Genomic DNA, 18,305 nt, shown 5'->3' with positions numbered 1-18,305 from the left:
GTTACTCAAAGAACACGGCAATTTTGTTGAACATTGTGGGGTCTGACTGATTACGCACCACTCTCACCACATCTTCCAGCTTATCGATTTGGCTAATCATCTGCTCCAGACGCTGATCGTCGTTGACCAGTAGCCAGATACGGCTCTGGTCGCTGCTTTGAATCGGCAGACAGAGGATCCCCTCGACGTTAAATGCACGGCGGGCGAATAGCCCGCAAACGTGGGTCATCACGCCTGGGTGGTTGCGGACGGTGAGTTCCAGAATGACGTTCTCATGTGATTGTTTCTGCATGGTTTATTCCCCCACCATCTCAGTATTTGCCGCGCCTGGCGGTACCATTGGATACACTTTTTCTTCCGCATCAATGCGGACATGGATCAGCGCCGGCCCCGGTCGGCTGATGATCGCCTGCAATGCCGCCTGTGGGTCAGCTTCGTTATTCAGATCGCAGGTTTGCAAACCGAATCCGGCAGCAATCTGCATAAAGTTGATTGTCCCCGGATACGTCGCGGCAAAAACGCCCTGCTTATAGAACAGGCTCTGCTGCTGATGCACCAGCCCCAGCGCTTCGTTGTTCATCAGAATGATTTTCACATCCAGCTGATTTTCACTGGCGGTCGCCATCTCCTGAATGTTCATCATCAGACTGCCGTCGCCGGAGAAACACAGTACTTTCTTATCCGGGTTCGCCAGCGCTGCGCCAATCGCTGCCGGCAGACCAAATCCCATGGTGCCCAGACCGCCAGAAGTCAGCCACTGGCGAGGACGGTTCAGCGGATAGGCCTGCGCTGCCCACATCTGATGCTGACCCACGTCGGTAGTGATAATCGCATTATCGTCCACGCAGGCCGCTACCGCGTTGATCAGGCCGTAGTGGCACAGCGGGTCGCTCTCCTGCGGGATAGCGCACGGGAATTCACGTTGCAGATCGCTGACCAACTGGTGCCACTCAGCGCGCGGGTTTGCGTCGATTTGCGGAATCAACTGGGCCAGTACCTCATCCACATCAGCCTGAATAGCGATATGCGGCTGCTTGATTTTGCCCAGCTCCGCACGGTCGATATCGACATGGATGATTTTGGCATTCGGGCAGAACTGCTCGGTTTTGCCAATCGCCCGGTCATCAAAACGCGCGCCCAGCACCACCAGCAGATCCGCCTCTTGCAGGATGAAGTTAGTGCTGCGCGCACCGTGCATCCCCAACATGCCTAACGACAGCGGATGCGCCTTCGGCAGCATTCCCAGCGCCATCAGCGTCATGGTGGTCGGCAACTGCGCCTTTTCCGCCAGCTCACGCACCCGCTGCGGCGCATTAATCACCCCGCCGCCGAGGTACAGCACCGGACGCTGTGCGGCGTTAATCATCTCGGCCGCTTCACGAATGCTCTCTGCGCTGAATTCCGGCGTCGCCATTTTCTGTGCCGGCTCTGGCATCTCGTCAATCTCGAGAACCGCCATCTGGATATCCTTAGGTATGTCTATCCACACCGGGCCAGGACGTCCGGATTGAGCGAGACGAAATGCGTCGCTCATCACCTGCGGGAGTTCATCGATATGTCTGACCAGATAGTTATGTTTAGTGATGGGGATAGAGATGCCGTAGGTGTCCACTTCCTGGAAGGCGTCGGTGCCGATCATTGAGGCCGGAACCTGCCCGGTAATACACACCATGGGGATAGAATCCAGCCGCGCATCGGCGATGGCGGTCACCAGATTGGTTGCGCCTGGCCCGCTACAGGCCATGCACACCGCCGGTTTACCGTCGGTTCGCGCCATACCCTGCGCAATGAACCCCGCACCCTGCTCGTGGCGCGCCAGAATATGGCGGATTTGCGTGCTCTGACTTAAGGCATCATAGACGGGAAGAATCGATCCACCCGGAATGCCAGTGACAATCTTAATGCCCTGACGTTCCAGAAAATGAACGATAAATTCAGCGCCGGTAAAACGCGTACGCTGGGATGTTGATGTTGTGCCCGAACTTGCCATACTCCAGTCCTTTTGTTCTGGGCCAACGCTCCGGGCAGGTCTCTTAAACGAAAAACCCCGCCCGGTTTGCGCCGGCGGGGTTTTGGAATCGTGTGTTGTTCCGGACCCTACGGCGCATTGCCGACGACCACCACCACACGCACGACGACCGCTGCGCAAGATGGCGCAGTTTTTAGTAGGGTCGACGTCAGCATGGAAGAGTTCATTAGGGACCTTGTCTGTTTAATGATTAACAGGATTTATACAAGCACAGCTTTCATAAGCTGACAACGGAAAAATTTTCATCTGCGTAAAAATGCGTCGACGATCACGTTTCACCAGGAAAAAGCGGCCAAAACAAAAAACCCCGCCGGAGCGAGGTTTTTTCAGCGTTATGCGGTTGGTAGTCGCAAAGCACACTGTGTTATGTCAACAGCAAAAGTATACGCGTTCTGCGAAGAACACGCAATTTCGGCACGGATTTTGACGCTTTTGAGTATGGATCAGAAGTTCGGTACTGTCCATAAATACCTGTTCATTTATACAGTATTTATCTATAATGTCTCAGTACGCAATGTGTTAGGTGGGGCCGCATCGTAGACCGGCGCAACAAAGTCCTGGCTGAAACGGGTGGTGCCGTCAGCGCCTTAACCCCCCCGGTGAGCACACTGTGTTATGTCAACGAAGGTGCTGGTAACAGGCGGCGGAAAGGTACGTCAGCACCGTGCTCCTTTGCCAAAAGGAGACGCGTATGAGCCTCGTGGATATCGTTATTCTTATCCTGAAACTCATCGTTGCAGCCATGCAACTGCTTGATGCTGTTCTGAAATACCTGAAGTAATTCAGAGTCAAGTCGCACCAAAGGGGAGCGGGCAACCGCTCCCCTTTTACATCGACTGATGCTTGCGCGGTGATGATATGTTACATTTTTATGACATTTCCTGGTGACGCCTACGCTATGACCCTTTCCGTTTTCTGCATTTTGCTGTTTGCCGCGCTGCTGCACGCCAGCTGGAACGCCATTGTGAAAGCCGGAAACGACAAGCTCTACGCTGCCATCAGCGTCAGCGGTTCCGCCGCCATCATGGCGCTCCTGTGCCTGCCCTTTGCACCACAACCCTCGACCGCCAGCATCCCGTTTTTAGCCGCCTCGACCGCATTACAGGTGGTCTACACCGTGCTGGTCGCCAGAACCTATACCGTCTCCGATATGAGTCAGACCTATCCGCTGATGCGCGGGACGGCACCGCTGCTGGTGGCTATCATCAGCGTACTGTTTCTTGGCGATAGCCTGTCCACGCTGGCCTGGACGGGAATTGCAGTGATCTGCGCCGCCATCCTCGGTATGGCTTTTAACGGTCGGGCCCGTTCGCAGCAGGGTATTGTGCTCGCGCTGATTAACGCCTGTTTTATCGCCGGGTATACACTGGTCGACGGCACCGGCGTCAGACTGTCGGAAACCGCGCTGGGATACACGCTCTGGACCTTCTTTTTGAACGGCTCCTGCCTGCTGGGATGGGCGATGGTGGCCCGTCGCCGGGAAGCATTGCACTATCTGACGCAGCACTGGAAAAAGGGAATTTTTGGCGGCATTGCCACAATGGGCTCTTACGGACTGGCGCTCTGGGCGATGACCCTCGCGCCGCTGGCGGTGGTCGCTGCACTGCGTGAAACCTCAATCCTGTTCGGCGCGCTTATCGCCTGGCTGCTGCTGAAAGAACGGGTCGCAGGATTGCGCCTCGTGGCTGCTGGCGGGATTGCGGCAGGCGCGATACTGCTGCGTTTGTCCTAGAACACACTCTCGGCAACATTTGTTGCCGCTTTTTGTTTACATATCCTGCCGTTCAGCCCTTTTCCATTCCCGCCTGCCATCTGGCCTTCTTTTTTTAGTGTGGTAGATTTCACTCGCATTTATGGGAATGCGCAGCACCTTATTCTTATTTTTTCTCTTTTTAAAAAGTATTCAGCGAAATGAAAAGGCAGAGAAACGTCAATTTGTTGTTGATGTTGGTATTACTTGTGGCTGTGGGTCAGATGGCACAAACCATTTATATCCCAGCCATTGCCGACATGGCACGCGAGCTAAACGTTCGCGAAGGGGCCGTGCAAAGCGTGATGGCAGCCTATCTGCTGACCTATGGCGTATCGCAACTGTTTTATGGCCCGCTTTCCGACCGCGTCGGACGCCGTCCGGTGATCCTCGTCGGGATGTCGATTTTTATGCTCGCCACGCTGGTCGCCATTACGACTCACAGCCTGACGGTGCTGATCGCCGCCAGCGCATTGCAGGGGATGGGGACCGGTGTCGGCGGGGTGATGGCGCGAACCTTGCCGCGCGATCTGTACGAAGGCACGCAGCTGCGCCACGCCAACAGCATGCTGAATATGGGTATCCTGGTCAGTCCGCTGCTGGCACCGCTGATTGGCGGGCTGCTGGATACGGTGTGGAACTGGCGCGCCTGTTACGTCTTCCTGCTTGTGCTCTGTGCGGGCGTCACCTTCAGCATGGCGCGCTGGATGCCGGAAACACGTCCCACTGGCGCACCGCGCACGCGGCTGATGACCAGCTATAAAACCTTGTTTGGTCACAGCGCGTTTAACTGTTATCTGCTGATGCTGATTGGCGGACTGGCCGGTATCGCTGTATTCGAAGCCTGTTCCGGCGTGCTGATGGGTGCGGTGTTAGGACTGAGCAGCATGGTGGTGAGTATCCTGTTTATCCTGCCGATCCCGGCGGCGTTTTTCGGTGCATGGTTTGCCGGTCGCCCGAATAAACGCTTCTCTACGCTGATGTGGCAGTCAGTGGTGAGCTGTCTGCTGGCAGGGCTGATGATGTGGATCCCCGGCTGGTTCGGCGTGATGAACGTCTGGACGCTGCTGATCCCCGCCGCGCTGTTCTTCTTCGGCACCGGGATGCTGTTCCCGCTGGCGACCAGCGGCGCGATGGAACCCTTTCCGTTCCTCGCCGGTACAGCGGGCGCGCTGGTAGGCGGTCTGCAAAATATTGGTTCCGGCGTACTGGCATGGCTTTCCGCTATGCTGCCGCAGACCGGGCAGGGCAGTCTCGGCCTGTTGATGACGCTTATGGGACTGCTGATTTTACTGTGCTGGTTGCCGCTGGCGGCGCGTTTTTCACACCAGGGGCAGGCGATTTAATGACCGTATGGCCGGGCGTTTCGCAGTCCGGCGCAATCATCGCCATTAACAGCGGCTCGAGCGCGGGCCGCCACGCGCCTTCCTCCCCATCGTAAAACTGCGTATCGGCGTTGATCGCGTAGGGAATTTTCGCCTTCTTCAACTCACATGCCATGAACGTGGCAAAAGCGAGCTGTGAAGAGGACGGAGGATTCTTGCTGGTTTCTCCCGTGGCCCATCCGCCAACCCAACTGACATGCCCGCTTTTTTGCTGCCAGTGCACAGCAGTGTTGATGCGCGCGCGAATCGCCGCTTTCTCTGCAGCCGTACCCGACGTCCAGGGGTATTTGCCGTTATTTTTCACCGGCCCCCACGGGAAGATATGCCATTGCGCCAGGACATAGCTCTGACTCTGCGGTGGCAGCCTGAGACTGGGCAGATCTTCCGGTGCAGCACGCAGACGAGGCGCGACAAAAATCATCCGTTGCGGGTCGATGGCGTGGATAGTACGAATGGTTTTGTCATACACCCGGTTCAGGGACGTCAGATTATGATTCAGCTTACCGGCCGGTTCGTAAATCAGATCAAACCCCAGCAGCGGCGCGCTGTGGGCAAAATAGTGCGCCACCGCGACCCACCAGTTGATCACCTCTTTTTCATTGCTCGCACTGGGGTCATTTTTATACTCGTCCGCCTGAAAAGCGATAATCGGGATCACGCCGTACTGCTCGCAGGCCTCCACCAGTTTGCGCAGATGAATAAGCCGCGCCTCCGTGGGTTCTCCGCTTACCCGAATACGCACATGAGCGATCCCTTTCGCCTTGAAGTCCCGCACCACCAGCGGGTCGAACTCCCGGATACCTTGTTCAGTGCGCGCCCAGTCGACGTCCATTCCCACACCAAGTTGCTGCGCATAATGTGCCGCCGTCAGCGGCGATTGTGCTGCCCCAAGGGCGAAACTGACAAACACAAAGAGCGAGACAAGTGGTTTAATCACGATGACCCTCAGCAATTTTGCAGGCGCAATATCACGTATTTAGCACGCTTTTTTATTTACCGTGTAGCAGTTTCGCTTCTGGAAAACGACTTCGCTTGCTCATGCAGCCAGTTGATAAAGGCCTCAATTTTCGGCCATTGCCTGCCGGGTAACGTCGTCATGTAGTAATGCTGGTGACAGGTCAGCGCCATCTCACCAAAAGGCGCGACCAGCTCACCGCTCTCCAGTCGCTTTTGTACCAGCCGTCTGCGTCCCATCGCCACGCCGATATGGTTCATGGCAGCAATCACCGCTAAATCTGAACGATCAAAGCCAATTCCCGACGATGTCGGCAGATTCACTGCAAAATGTTGCGCCCAGCTATGCCACTCGTCGGTCCCTGAATCATTGCTCCAGGCCTGACGATCGTGCAACAGCGTACAATGTGGCAGATTCACCAGAGACCCCATTAAATCAAAGCGTTGAGCATAATCCGGACTACAGACGGGAAGAATCGCCTCGTCCATTAAGAAGTGATGCTCCAGCTGGGCCGAAGGCGCATCGTCAAAGTAGAGCGCCAGATCGACCCCAGCGCGCTGCAGGTTCACATTGTCGTTACCCGTTAATATGGTGAGCGAAATCGACGGATAGCGGCGGGTAAAGTCACCCAGCGCAGGCACCAGCCAGCACTGCGCGATAGACGGGCGAGAATAGACGGTCAGCGTCCCGGAAAGCTCCTGATTTTTGATATCGAGGATCTCCTGGTTCAGCGTATCCAGCGACGATTTCAGCGCCCAGAACACCCGTTTACCTTCATGGGTGAGTTCCACTTTGCGGTGCGAGCGCACGAAAAGCTGGATCCCCAACTCCTCTTCCAGTTGGTTAATGCGGTGGCTGATAGCACTGGGGCTCAGCGATAACTCGTCTGCGGCCATCGCAAACGACTGATGCCGGGCCGCCACTTCAAATGTGTACAGTTTGGATAATTGCCAGCCGTTCAGGAGGTGGTTTCTGACTTCGCGAAGGGGTTCCATGAGTACCTCGGTGACTTCAGCTTCAGTCCGGCGAAGTGTAAAAAAAACCGCAGAAAAAATCAGCAAAAAGATGAGTGAGAGTGAACCATATCGCAAAATTGCGCGATTGTTCGATGCAAATCACCTCTTTGATTCAATCTGATTCATGTGAACGAGGATTTATATCGTTTGTCAGCCCACGCCGAATTTTTGTCCAATAGGGGCAGGTAAATCACAGGGCAAGGTGAGATATGCACTCTCAAATCTGGGTTGTGAGCACGCTGCTAATTAGCATTGTGTTAATTGTACTGACCATCGTGAAATTCAAATTCCACCCGTTCCTGGCACTGCTGCTCGCCAGTTTCTTTGTCGGGACCATGATGGGCATGGGGCCGCTGGACATGGTCAATGCCATCGAAAGCGGGATCGGCGGTACGCTCGGCTTCCTCGCCGCAGTCATCGGTCTGGGTACCATTCTCGGTAAAATGATGGAGGTTTCCGGCGCGGCGGAACGCATCGGCTTAACGCTACAGCGCTGCCGCTGGCTCTCCGCTGACGTCATTATGGTGCTGGTGGGGTTGATTTGCGGGATTACGCTGTTCGTTGAAGTTGGCGTGGTGCTGTTGATTCCCCTGGCGTTCTCCATCGCGAAAAAAACCAACACCTCACTGCTGAAACTGGCTATCCCACTGTGTACCGCGCTAATGGCCGTTCACTGCGTCGTGCCGCCGCACCCGGCCGCGCTGTTTGTTGCCAATAAACTGGGTGCGGATATTGGTTCCGTGATCGTCTACGGCCTGCTGGTTGGCCTGATGGCCTCACTGATAGGCGGCCCGCTGTTCCTGAAATTTCTCGGTAATCGCCTGCCGTTCAAACCGGTTCCCGCTGAGTTTGCAGACCTCAAAGTACGCGAGGAGAGCACACTGCCGTCGCTGGGTGCAACGCTGTTTACCGTCCTGCTGCCGATTGGTTTGATGCTGGTGAAAACCGTGGCTGAATTGAACATGACCAAAGGCAGCACGCTGTACACCCTGCTGGAATTTATCGGCAACCCGATCACTGCCATGTTTATCGCCGTCTTTGTGGCGTATTACATTCTCGGTCTGCGCCAGCATATTGGCATGAGCGCACTGCTCACCCATACCGAAAACGGTTTTGGTTCCATCGCCAATATTCTGTTGATTATCGGGGCGGGCGGCGCGTTCAACGCCATCCTCAAGAGCAGCGGTCTGGCAGACACGCTGGCGGTGATCCTCTCCAACATGGACATGCACCCTATCCTGCTGGCCTGGCTGGTCGCGCTGATTCTGCACGCGGCGGTCGGTTCTGCCACGGTGGCGATGATGGGCGCCACGGCGATTGTCGCGCCGATGCTGCCGATGTATCCCAACGTCAGTCCGGAGATCATCGCCATTGCCATCGGTTCTGGTGCCATTGGCTGCACGATCGTTACCGACTCCCTCTTCTGGCTGGTTAAGCAGTACTGCGGCGCCACCCTGAATGAGACGTTCAAATACTATACGACCGCGACATTTATCGCCTCGGTTATTGCACTGGCTTGCACATTCCTGCTTTCCTTTATCATCTAAGCGCAAAGAGACGTCCTATGGAAAACATACAAAAACTTATCGCCCAGTATCCTTTGGTGGAGGATCTGGTGGCTCTGCGAGAAACGACCTGGTTCAACCCGGGAACCACCTCTCTGGCGGAAGGTTTACCTTATGTGGGGCTGACGGAACAAGACGTTAAGGGTGCCCACGCCCGTCTGGCGCGCTTCGCACCGTATCTGGCCAAAGCCTTCCCGGAAACCGCAGCAACCGGTGGGATCATTGAATCTGAGGTCGTCGCCATTCCGGCCATGCAACAACGTCTGGAAAAACAGTACGGACAGAAAATCAGCGGGGAAATCCTGCTGAAAAAAGACAGCCATTTGCCGATTTCCGGCTCGATTAAAGCGCGCGGCGGCATTTATGAAGTCCTGACGCACGCCGAAAAACTGGCGCGGGAAGCCGGTATGCTGACCCCCGAAGAGGACTACAGCGTTCTGCTTTCTCCGAAATTCAAAGCCTTTTTTAGCCAGTACAGTATCGCTGTGGGTTCAACCGGCAACCTGGGGCTGTCTATCGGTATTATGAGCGCCCGCATTGGCTTTAACGTCACGGTGCATATGTCTGCTGATGCCCGTGCGTGGAAAAAAGCCAAACTGCGCAGCCACGGCGTTACGGTTGTTGAGTACGAAGAAGATTATGGCGTGGCGGTTGAGCAAGGCCGCAAGGCTGCGCAGTCCGATCCGAACTGCTTCTTTATCGACGATGAAAACTCCCGCACGCTGTTTTTAGGTTATGCGGTTGCCGGGCAGCGTCTGAAAGCGCAATTCGAACAGCAAGGCCGCGTGGTGGATGCCGATCACCCGCTGTTTGTTTATCTGCCGTGCGGCGTGGGCGGTGGCCCCGGCGGGGTAGCGTTTGGTCTGAAACTGGCATTTGGCGATAACGTGCACTGCTTCTTCGCTGAACCAACCCATTCTCCGTGCATGCTGCTGGGTGTGTACACCGGGCTGCACGATGAGATCGCCGTACAGGACATCGGTATCGACAACCTGACGGCGGCAGACGGATTAGCCGTCGGACGTGCATCGGGTTTTGTCGGTAGAGCGATGGAACGTCTGCTCGACGGGTTGTATACCTTAAGCGATCGGTCTATGTACGACATGCTGGGCTGGCTGGCGCAGGAGGAGAACATTCGTCTGGAACCGTCAGCCCTGGCGGGAATGGCCGGGCCTCAGCGCGTCTGCGCATCCGCTGACTATCAGCAGATGCAGAGCATCAGCGCTGAGCAACTCAATAATGCCACGCACCTGGTCTGGGCAACGGGCGGCGGCATGGTGCCAGAAGCAGAAATGGCGCAATACCTGGCGAAAGGGCACTAACGTCCTGTGCGCAGCATCGCCATCAGCTCTGTCGGTGAGCGATGCTGCCTGATCAGATCGCGCATCACGCGCATGTGCGGCGCGGTATAATCGATAAATGCACGGTATCCTGCGCACAGCACGCTTTTCCCACTCTCATCCCGATGCTTTGGACAGTCGCCATGACAAAAGCGCAATACAGTACAGCGCTGACAATCAGTGCTGACTGCCGTTTTTTCCTCATGGCGTGAATACCCACACCACTCATTCAGCACGACATCAAAAAGCCGAACATGTACACGTCCAATATCTTCACGCACCCAGATATCAAATACAGTAGTGAGAAATGTTCCCCACACCTGTGGCTCCACCGATTCTACCGTCAGTATGCCGTGTTCATCTCGCTCCATGAGTGGAATAAACTGCAGCAGAGAAGCACCGCTCTGGCGAAGTTGCTGATACAACAGTTTAGGCCATCGGCTGTTCTGACGATTCACCGTCACAGACAGGTAAGCGGTATCATTGTAGAAGCAGTGACGACAATCCAGGTTACAACGTGAACTGGCCGGTTTGGCCATGACCTGACATCCTGTCATGCAAAATTTCCGATCAAGAGGATAAGTTGGCGAACGTGCGTTACAGCAAACAGTATTGCGAGAGATAACACCGCGAGGGAGATCATAAATTTGTCACGAACCGCGCGAGATTGGGAAAAATCGAGGAGCGAGACATCCATCAGATTGCGCTTGCGGGTATAGCGCCAGAGAATGAGGCCCACGATGGCCAGTACCACAATCGAGACCCAGAACAGGAATCCCGCCTGATGCCAGTGATGTTTCACCGCCAGCGCCATCAGCGCGCCATAGCCCAGCAGTGTGCGCAACCATGCCAGCGATGTGCGCTCCGGTTGCAGCCCCGGATCGGTCATGCGACGGGCCTTACGGCTATCCGGCATACAGCACCAGCGCCATCACGACGATCGCCACCATTGTCAAAATTAGACTGATAACCAGCAGACTGCGGGTATAAGGTAAATCTTCCTTCAGCCGCATCGCCTTTTCATTGCGTAACCAGCGCAGATAACCGTAAATCGCCAGGCCGCCAGCAAACAGACAAAGCAGCAGCGCCAACAGTTCGCGGATCACCGGCGTGGCGAAGTCCGGTGCCAATTGGTCAAGCCCGACGCCTGCGGCCAGAAAACCCAGCGCAGTACGAATCCACGCCAGATAGGTACGCTCGTTTGCCAGCGAGAAACGGTAATCCGGTGATTCTCCGAGGCGAGAAAGTTTCATGAATATTCCTTGTCGGGCTGCAGGCAGGTTCCAGAATAGCCTAAATCGACAAGAACGAGGAGACCGGCATCGTCCGATGCCGGTCAGGAGGTTTAGTGTAATTCCGGCCAGTAGCCTTTATTTGCCTCAATTAAATCATCGAGAATGACTTTCGCCACAGACGCGCTGGGTACCGTTTTAGATAAGGTGATCGCCTGCCAGAGCTTCTGGTAAGAACGTTGTTCCCAGGCATCCACCACCAGTTTTTCAACCGCCACCTGCTGACTCATAAGCCCTTTCTGGAAGTGCGGAATATCGCCTACGGTTAACGGTTCCGGGCCGTTATGTCCCACCAGGCATGGAATTTCTACCATTGCCGTCTCATCAAAGTTATGAATTGCCCCATTGTTCGGCACAATCAGTAGCATCCGCTCCTGAGTATTAAAAGCGATAGCTGCCGCCAGATCGACAATGTAGGAAGCATGTTCATCAATCTCCAACTCACCCGCTGAAGAGTCACCGGCATTGATAATCGCCCGACAGGCGCTGAAGACATGCTTCTCACGGTGATCCATCACTTCGTTGGCGCGGGTGCGTTCCGGGTTGGAATGCGCCACCACATAGTCCGGGAAGAGATAATATTTCAGGTACGTGTTCGGCATCGTTTGCGGATCGAGCGCCTGCACATCTTTGGCTTTGGCAAACGTGTCATTCCAGCTTGCTTCGGTATGTACATCGTCAGAAGGCGGCACATAGCCATTTTTCGCCACATATTCACGTAATTTTGGCATCAGATCGTTTCCGTTCAGATCTTCAATCGACGTCCACCAGCCAAAATGGTTCAGACCATAGTAACGAACACGCATCTGTTTACGATCTTTAAGCCCAACAATCTGCGCCATGCGCCCTTCAATCCCGATCGGCATATCGCAGATATTGAGAATTTTGGCATTCGGTCGCAAGCGACGGGTCGCTTCCGCCACAATCGCTGCCGGGTTGGAGTAGTTCAGCATCCAGGCATTGGGTGAGTATTTTTCCATATAGTCCACCAGTTCCAGCACGCCGCCGATTGAACGCATGCCATAGGCGATCCCTCCGGGCCCACACGTTTCCTGACCCAATACGCCATGACGCAACGGGATTTTTTCGTCTTTTTCGCGCATCGGGTATTTCCCTACGCGAATGTGCGCCATCACGAAATCCACATCGGTAAAGGCGGCTTCGGGATCGGTGGTGTAACTAAACGCGATCTCCGGTGCCTGCTCTTTGAGAATGATTTTGCACGCCTCGGCAATGACCTCCTGACGCACCCCGTCATTGTCATAGAATTTCAGCGAACGCAGGGGAAACCTGTCCTGATTTGCCAGCAACATCAGTACGATACCTGGCGTAAACGTACTCCCGCCGCCCGCGATTACCACCGAGAATTTTTTCATGATACTGCCTCCGTCATGGGGATATGTTCGTTTGATAAAGAAGATTTCATTAGCGTTTCGAGCTGGTCACGAACCTGAGGAACATGCAGGCCGACAATCACCTGAATACCGTTACCGCGACGCACAACACCGTGTGCGCCGAGCGCTTTGAAGACGTCATCACTTTGAGTTTTTGCCATGTCAATCAGTGCGATACGTAACCGGGTGGCACAGTTGTTAATACTTTCAATGTTGGCTGCGCCACCGAGCGCCTGTAGCAAACCGGCAGCCTGACCCAATGGGTTATCCGAAGCGGCTGCGGCGCTGGTTTTGCCGCGCGCGGCCTGGTAATCCGCTTTGCTGTAGAGTTTGATCTCGCTCTCTTCACGACCCGGCGTTTTCAGGTTGAAACGCAGGATCAGCGCACGAAAGATGACGAAGTAGAGGGCCGTAAAACAGATACCAACGGCAATCTGGATAAACATCATTGACGCATGGTTATGGAACATCGGTATCCAGTTCTGTGGCAGGAACTGATCCAACAGACCACCACCAAAGTTGCCCACCACGCCGCACATGTACATGACTGTCGCCATCGAGGCTGCCAGCACCGCGTGCACGGCAAAAAGTAACGGCGAGATAAACAGGAAGGTAAATTCCAGTGGTTCGGTAATCCCCACCAGCATGGCTGTTAGCGTCGCAGGGACAAGTAAACCGGCCACTTTTACACGGTTTTCTGGGGCGGCGGTAAAGTAGAGCGCCAGCGCAATCCCTACTGAACCAAAGACTTTAGAATTACCGTGTAGCGCAAAGCCACCTTCCGGGAACAGGATTTTCAGCGATTCAGTACTCTGACTGAATTCCTGCAAATGCTGAGCCCAGTAGACCTGAATGCCGCTTTCCACCACTGCCGGACCAAAAATGAACGGACCATAGACAAAGTGGTGTAAACCAGTTGGGATAAGGATGCGTTCGAGGAAAATATAGACCCATACACCAAGGGCTCCGGCAGAACGTAAAAACGCCTGCAGTGATTCGATGCCCATTTGTACTTTTGGCCACCCCAGCAGAGTTAGCCAGGCGCAGGGAATCATCACCAGAAAAGCAATGATGACGACAAATGAGGTTCCCTGGAAAATCCCCAGAAATACAGGCAGTGGTTTATCAAAAAAACGGTTATGGAGCGCGGTGACAATACCTGAAATGGCAATGGCGCCAATAATGCTGGTATCAAGCGTTTTAATCCCGGCCATCATGGTCAAACCGCTACCCGCTGTCGGGTCTACACTAAAATCGACACCAAAAAAATGGCCCCAGGTCATCCCCATCGCATTGATAAAGTAATTCCATGTCAGGAAGCTGACCAGTACTGCGAGGCAGGCACGTCCCTGGGCCTGTTTTGCCAGACCAATAGGCAAACCGACGGCGAAAATCAACGGCATATTGCGGAACACCGCCCATCCGCCTTCTTCAATAATGGTGACGATTTGTGCAAAAAGACTGTTGGGATCGGTGAGCGCTTCCCCCACAAAAAGTGGGTTACGGAGCATGATTGCAATACCCACCACAATACCGGCAAAAGGAAAGAGCAGTACCGGGGTGAACATCGCGCCACCAAAACGTTGTATTTGACTGAGCATTTTCACATCCTCATATAACAACCAGTAGGGAGAGGCCTTTTTTGTAGTGATTGCTGGCCTGACACGAGAATAGAAAGTTGCGATCCTCAGGACATGACATGCCGCGACGATTCGTGATCGCTTTCATGGTTTTAATTTCATCAATGAGGTCTACTTTTTTAATAAAAGTTAGACATCTGAGCGTTTTGACTACGGTGTTTAAAGGGAAAAAGAGGTCTGGTGGTGATCTATAAATCGATAGCAGAACGACTACGAATTCGCTTAAATTCTTCTGATTACAACATCGGAAGTCCGTTGCCGGGTGAAAAAAAGCTCGCCGTCGAGTTTGCGGTCTCGCGAATGACGATCCGTAAAGCGATTGACGTGCTGGTGGAGTGGGGTTTAGTCGTGCGCCGTCACGGTAGCGGAACCTACGTGGCGCGCAAAGATGTCCATCATGAAACCTCCAACCTGACCGGGCTGGCGGAAGTACTGAAGCGACAGGGGAAAGAGGTGACCAGTCAGGTGCTGGTTTTCGAAGTCATGCCTGCGCCACCGGCGATTGCCAGCCAGCTACGCATTCAGATAAACGAACGCATCTATTTTTCACGCCGCGTACGCTATGTTGAGGGTAAGCCCTTAATGCTGGAAGACAGTTATATGCCGGTAAAACTCTTTCGCAATCTTTCGCTTGCCCATCTTGAGGGATCAAAATTCGATTACATTGAGAAAGAGTGTGGGATCACGATCAGCGGTAATTATGAAAGTCTGTCACCTGTACTTGCGGATAAACAGCTTTCAACCCAAATGAATGTGCCGGAGCAGACACCGCTGTTACGGATTACGTCACTGTCATACAGCGATAGCGGAGAGTTTTTGAATTATTCGGTGATGTTCAGAAACGCCAGCGAGTATCAGGTGGACTACCATTTACGGCGCGTCCACCCGGACTCAGCCTGAGATTAGCCCATTCCCCAGAAAATCACCGCCAGCAACTGCGGGGTGATAATGCGCAGGAACATCACCAACGGATACACCGTCGCATACGACAGCGCCGCCGCGCCGCTGGTGGCATGCAGGTTATTAGCAAATGCCAGCGCCGGCGGATCGGTCATCGAACCGGCCAACATCCCGCACAGCGTCAGGTAGTTCATTTTGGCGAAAATACGAGCCAGTAAACCCACGGTGATAAGCGGTATAGCAGTAATAAAAATACCGTAGCCCACCCAGCTCAGACCATCCCCCCGGGTCAGCGTATCGATAAAGTCACCACCCGATTTCAGTCCCACCACGGCAAGGAACAGCACAATTCCCAGTTCACGTAACGCCAGGTTCGCGCTCGGCGGCATAAACCAGTACAGCTTACCAATGCTGCCAATACGCCCCAGAATCAATGCCATAATCAGCGGCCCGCCCGCCAGGCCCAGCTTTAACGCCACCGGGAAGCCGGGAACAAAGAGCGGAATGGATCCAAGCAGCACCCCCAGACCGATACCGATGAACACTGGCAGCATCTGCACCTGCTGCAGTTTTTGCTGGGCATTACCCACAACATTGGCAACCGCATCAATCGAGGTCGGTCGTCCCACCAGATTGAGGATGTCACCAAACTGCAGACTGGCATCGCTACTGGCTACCAGTTCAACGCCCGCACGGTTCAGTCGAGAAATCACCACGTCGTAACGCTCTTTAAAGTGCAAATCGCGGATACGTTTGCCGAGCACTTTTTCGTTGGTGACCACGACGCGTTCGACGCGCAAATCGGTTCCCCGGGTCGACAGTGACGTATCCACCTCCTGACCAATCACCAGTTGCGCGTTGTGCAGATCGCCCGGTTGCCCCACCAGGTGCAAAAGGTCGCCCATCTGGATCAAGGTTCCCGGCGACGGCACCATCAGCGTCTCTTCGCGCTTCAGTCGTGAACAGATAATTTTATCGCTGTTGAGGATAGGCACATCCTGAATCGCCATATTGTTCAGGTTGGGGTTCTCAACGCGGATATTGATAGTCTGAATCAACGAATGCCCGTTAGTGAGCGTCGATTCATGCTCCCGCGCTTCTGCTTCCACATTCACACGAAATATCATTCGCATCAGCCACATGGTCAGCAAAATACCGCAAATCCCAAATGGATACGCCATCGCGTAGCTCATCCCCATCTGGTCAACCAGTTCCATTGGTGTGCCCAGATCGCGCAGGATTTGTTGTCCGGCACCCAGTGCCGGGGTATTGGTGACCGCACCGGAGAAAATCCCCAGCACCACCGGCAGCGGAATGGCGAAAACTTTATGCAGGATTGCGGTGACCAGCCCACCCATGATGACAATCAGAATCGCAAACAGGTTGAGACGCAGGCCAGAAACCCGCAACGAGGCAAAGAACCCCGGTCCAACCTGAATCCCAATGGTGTAAACAAAAAGAATCAGGCCAAATTCCTGGATGAAGTGCAGCATATCACCGCTCAGCGTCACCCCAGCCTGATCAACGAAGTGGCCGACGATGATACCGCCGAATAACACGCCGCCGATGCCAAAGCCGACACCCCGCACCTTGATATTGCCGATCCATAATCCGACAACCGCCACCAACGCCAGAACGCTGACCGTCAATGCTATATCACTCATTTTTTTGTTCCCTGTGAATAACATTTCTATTTAAGTGGATTATGACTGAACCGTTCAGGCATATATGCAGGCTGGCGCACATTCTGATGCTGAAACGACGCTAAAGCGCCCTTCTGATGGGCGTTCCCCCCCCTTTTTCCTCATCAAAACCTGAAGTTGCTGAATGCTTTCTTCAGGCAATGGCATCACTACCCGAATCCGGTGTTGTCTTCGCGCACAAAAAAGCCCCGTCATTTCTGGCGGGGCAAAGGCAAGGAGCTAAATTAGCTATTTAATGCGGGGCGTTCGCTGATAGCGATACGTTGCGGTGCAACGGTTTCCGGGACATTACGGGTTAAATCGATATGCAACAACCCGTTGGTAAATGTCGCGCCGGAAACCTCCATGTTTTCAGCCAGGGTAAAGCTCAGGCTGAACGACTGGGTGACCAGTCCCTGATGCAACCATTTGGTCTCTTTTTCAGGCTGCTGCGGCGCACCCTTAACGGTCAGGCGGGTACCTTCCAACTGAATATCCAGGTCTTCCTGACGAAAACCAGCCAGCGCAAGCGTAATGCGATAGTGATTGTCGTCACTTTTTTCAATGTTATAGGGTGGGAAGCTCTGGCTTTCACCGGTGTTTTGTAACGCGTTGGCCAGTTTGTCAAAACCGATCCATTGACGCAGCAGTGGGGATAAATCGTAGTTACGCATAATCATAATCTCCTTCTAAGAAGCGAGTGATATCTGCAAATCCGTAGATTCGCATCGGCTCCCTGTCGGCAAGCCTGGGATAACAGGCCGCGCAGCGCGGCCCGACAGAATTAATTGATTTCGATACGGCGCGGTTTGTTCGCTTCCGGAATTACGCGCTCGAGATCGATGTACAGCAGACCATTGACCAGATTCGCGCCGCGAACATGGATGTTCTCAGCTAACTGGAACTTACGCTCAAAGTTGCGTTCCGCGATGCCCTGGTAAAGGTAAGTCCGTTCTTTTTGCTCGTCCGCATGCGCGCCTTTCACCACCAGCAGGTTGTCCTGTGCGGTAATTTCCAGCTCACTTTCTGCGAAACCGGCAACGGCAATGGCAATGCGGTAATGATTTTCGTCTACCAGCTCAACGTTATACGGAGGGTAGCCGCCATTACTCTGGCTCTGGTTGTTTTCCAGCAGGTTAAACAGGCGGTCGAAACCAATAGCAGAACGGTACAGCGGGGATAAATCAAAGTTACGCATAATCAATAGCTCCTGAAATCAGCGAGAATGTCATTGACCTTCCATCATGGACAGGCCGGGTAGTCAGAACACCCATCAGGCGTGTTCTTCATTTGTCTACACCATCAAAATGGGTCTGATTGCGAACTTTTCAAGCATCCCTGGCGGACTTTTTTTGCA

19 protein-coding genes and 1 other annotated feature are annotated in these 18,305 nt (G+C 54.1%); of the genes, 6 read left to right on the top strand and 13 right to left on the bottom strand.

Annotated features, from left to right (window positions below; all coding sequences use genetic code 11):
• Position 1: 1 nt before the first annotated feature.
• The 3 genes from ilvN to ivbL form a co-directional block, all read right to left on the bottom strand.
• Complete coding sequence (gene ilvN / locus ACERJC_RS15145; RefSeq protein WP_152400761.1) at positions 2-292, bottom strand: acetolactate synthase small subunit; 291 nt, start codon at positions 290-292, stop codon at positions 2-4.
• A 3-nt stretch (positions 293-295) separates the two neighbouring features.
• Positions 296-1,990, bottom strand: a complete 1,695-nt coding sequence (gene ilvB / locus ACERJC_RS15140; RefSeq protein ID WP_371895458.1) for an acetolactate synthase large subunit — start codon at positions 1,988-1,990, stop codon at positions 296-298.
• A 107-nt stretch (positions 1,991-2,097) separates the two neighbouring features.
• The gene (gene ivbL / locus ACERJC_RS15135) at positions 2,098-2,196 is read right to left on the bottom strand and encodes an ilvB operon leader peptide IvbL (RefSeq protein WP_125369117.1); all 99 of its coding nucleotides are present in this window, start codon (positions 2,194-2,196) and stop codon (positions 2,098-2,100) included.
• A gap of 524 nt (positions 2,197-2,720) precedes the next feature.
• Here ivbL and tisB point away from each other — a divergent pair.
• From tisB to emrD, 3 genes are all read left to right on the top strand, one after another.
• On the top strand, positions 2,721-2,810 hold the full coding sequence (gene tisB / locus ACERJC_RS15130) for a type I toxin-antitoxin system toxin TisB (RefSeq protein WP_152400764.1): 90 nt from the start codon (positions 2,721-2,723) through the stop codon (positions 2,808-2,810).
• Between the two features lie 117 nt (positions 2,811-2,927).
• Positions 2,928-3,761: an EamA family transporter gene (locus tag ACERJC_RS15125; protein ID WP_371895457.1), complete on the top strand. Its 834-nt coding sequence runs from the start codon at positions 2,928-2,930 to the stop codon at positions 3,759-3,761.
• A 179-nt stretch (positions 3,762-3,940) separates the two neighbouring features.
• Positions 3,941-5,125 (top strand): multidrug efflux MFS transporter EmrD, encoded by a 1,185-nt coding sequence (emrD, locus tag ACERJC_RS15120; protein ID WP_373671995.1) that lies wholly within the window; start codon positions 3,941-3,943, stop codon positions 5,123-5,125.
• Here emrD and ACERJC_RS15115 read toward each other — a convergent pair.
• A complete protein-coding gene (locus ACERJC_RS15115) occupies positions 5,052-6,101 on the bottom strand; it encodes a cellulase family glycosylhydrolase (RefSeq protein ID WP_371895456.1) in 1,050 nt (349 codons plus the stop codon). The two genes, emrD and ACERJC_RS15115, sit on opposite strands and share 74 nt — an antisense overlap.
• Positions 6,102-6,157: 56 nt before the next feature.
• Positions 6,158-7,114, bottom strand: a complete 957-nt coding sequence (gene dsdC / locus ACERJC_RS15110) for a DNA-binding transcriptional regulator DsdC (RefSeq protein ID WP_152400772.1) — start codon at positions 7,112-7,114, stop codon at positions 6,158-6,160.
• A gap of 230 nt (positions 7,115-7,344) precedes the next feature.
• On the opposite strand from dsdC, the gene dsdX reads away from it, so the two are divergent.
• Together dsdX and dsdA are read left to right on the top strand one after the other, a co-directional pair.
• Positions 7,345-8,682, top strand: coding sequence for a D-serine transporter DsdX (gene dsdX / locus ACERJC_RS15105; protein ID WP_152400774.1), 1,338 nt, complete (start codon positions 7,345-7,347; stop codon positions 8,680-8,682).
• Positions 8,683-8,699: 17 nt separating this feature from the next.
• Entirely contained in the window at positions 8,700-10,022 is a 1,323-nt protein-coding gene (gene dsdA, locus ACERJC_RS15100; protein ID WP_371895455.1) for a D-serine ammonia-lyase, read from the top strand.
• Here the strand turns inward: dsdA and ACERJC_RS15095 are convergent.
• From ACERJC_RS15095 to ACERJC_RS15075, 5 genes are all read right to left on the bottom strand, one after another.
• Positions 10,019-10,579, bottom strand: a complete 561-nt coding sequence (locus ACERJC_RS15095; RefSeq protein ID WP_373671994.1) for a radical SAM protein — start codon at positions 10,577-10,579, stop codon at positions 10,019-10,021. The two genes, dsdA and ACERJC_RS15095, sit on opposite strands and share 4 nt — an antisense overlap.
• Positions 10,580-10,593: 14 nt before the next feature.
• The gene (locus ACERJC_RS15090; RefSeq protein WP_373671993.1) at positions 10,594-10,956 is read right to left on the bottom strand and encodes a DUF202 domain-containing protein; all 363 of its coding nucleotides are present in this window, start codon (positions 10,954-10,956) and stop codon (positions 10,594-10,596) included.
• A complete protein-coding gene (locus ACERJC_RS15085) occupies positions 10,946-11,293 on the bottom strand; it encodes a YidH family protein (protein ID WP_152400782.1) in 348 nt (115 codons plus the stop codon). The genes ACERJC_RS15090 and ACERJC_RS15085 overlap by 11 nt, the downstream gene beginning before the upstream one ends.
• A 92-nt stretch (positions 11,294-11,385) precedes the next feature.
• Positions 11,386-12,708: a 6-phospho-alpha-glucosidase gene (locus ACERJC_RS15080; RefSeq protein WP_178826130.1), complete on the bottom strand. Its 1,323-nt coding sequence runs from the start codon at positions 12,706-12,708 to the stop codon at positions 11,386-11,388.
• Positions 12,705-14,327 (bottom strand): alpha-glucoside-specific PTS transporter subunit IIBC, encoded by a 1,623-nt coding sequence (locus ACERJC_RS15075; RefSeq protein ID WP_373671992.1) that lies wholly within the window; start codon positions 14,325-14,327, stop codon positions 12,705-12,707. Before ACERJC_RS15075 ends, ACERJC_RS15080 begins: the two co-directional genes overlap by 4 nt.
• Positions 14,328-14,549: 222 nt before the next feature.
• On the opposite strand from ACERJC_RS15075, the gene ACERJC_RS15070 reads away from it, so the two are divergent.
• Positions 14,550-15,266 (top strand): GntR family transcriptional regulator, encoded by a 717-nt coding sequence (locus ACERJC_RS15070; RefSeq protein WP_152406223.1) that lies wholly within the window; start codon positions 14,550-14,552, stop codon positions 15,264-15,266.
• Between the two features lie 2 nt (positions 15,267-15,268).
• On the opposite strand, the gene ACERJC_RS15065 is transcribed toward ACERJC_RS15070, so the two are convergent.
• The 3 genes from ACERJC_RS15065 to ibpA form a co-directional block, all read right to left on the bottom strand.
• Positions 15,269-16,930, bottom strand: a complete 1,662-nt coding sequence (locus ACERJC_RS15065; protein ID WP_373671991.1) for a putative transporter — start codon at positions 16,928-16,930, stop codon at positions 15,269-15,271.
• A 263-nt stretch (positions 16,931-17,193) separates the two neighbouring features.
• The gene (gene ibpB, locus ACERJC_RS15060) at positions 17,194-17,622 is read right to left on the bottom strand and encodes a small heat shock chaperone IbpB (RefSeq protein WP_061075832.1); all 429 of its coding nucleotides are present in this window, start codon (positions 17,620-17,622) and stop codon (positions 17,194-17,196) included.
• Between the two features lie 110 nt (positions 17,623-17,732).
• Positions 17,733-18,146 (bottom strand): small heat shock chaperone IbpA, encoded by a 414-nt coding sequence (ibpA, locus tag ACERJC_RS15055; protein ID WP_006687722.1) that lies wholly within the window; start codon positions 18,144-18,146, stop codon positions 17,733-17,735.
• Positions 18,140-18,214, bottom strand: a sequence feature (ROSE (Repression Of Heat Shock gene Expression) occurs in the 5'-region of heat shock genes and acts as an RNA thermometer to modulate expression.). It overlaps the preceding gene by 7 nt.
• Between the last annotated feature and the right edge of the window lie 91 nt (positions 18,215-18,305).

This window comes from Citrobacter telavivensis (assembly GCF_041807075.1).
GTDB classification, from domain to species: Bacteria; Pseudomonadota; Gammaproteobacteria; order Enterobacterales; family Enterobacteriaceae; genus Citrobacter_A; species Citrobacter_A telavivensis.
This window is presented reverse-complemented; position numbering and strand designations above follow the sequence as displayed.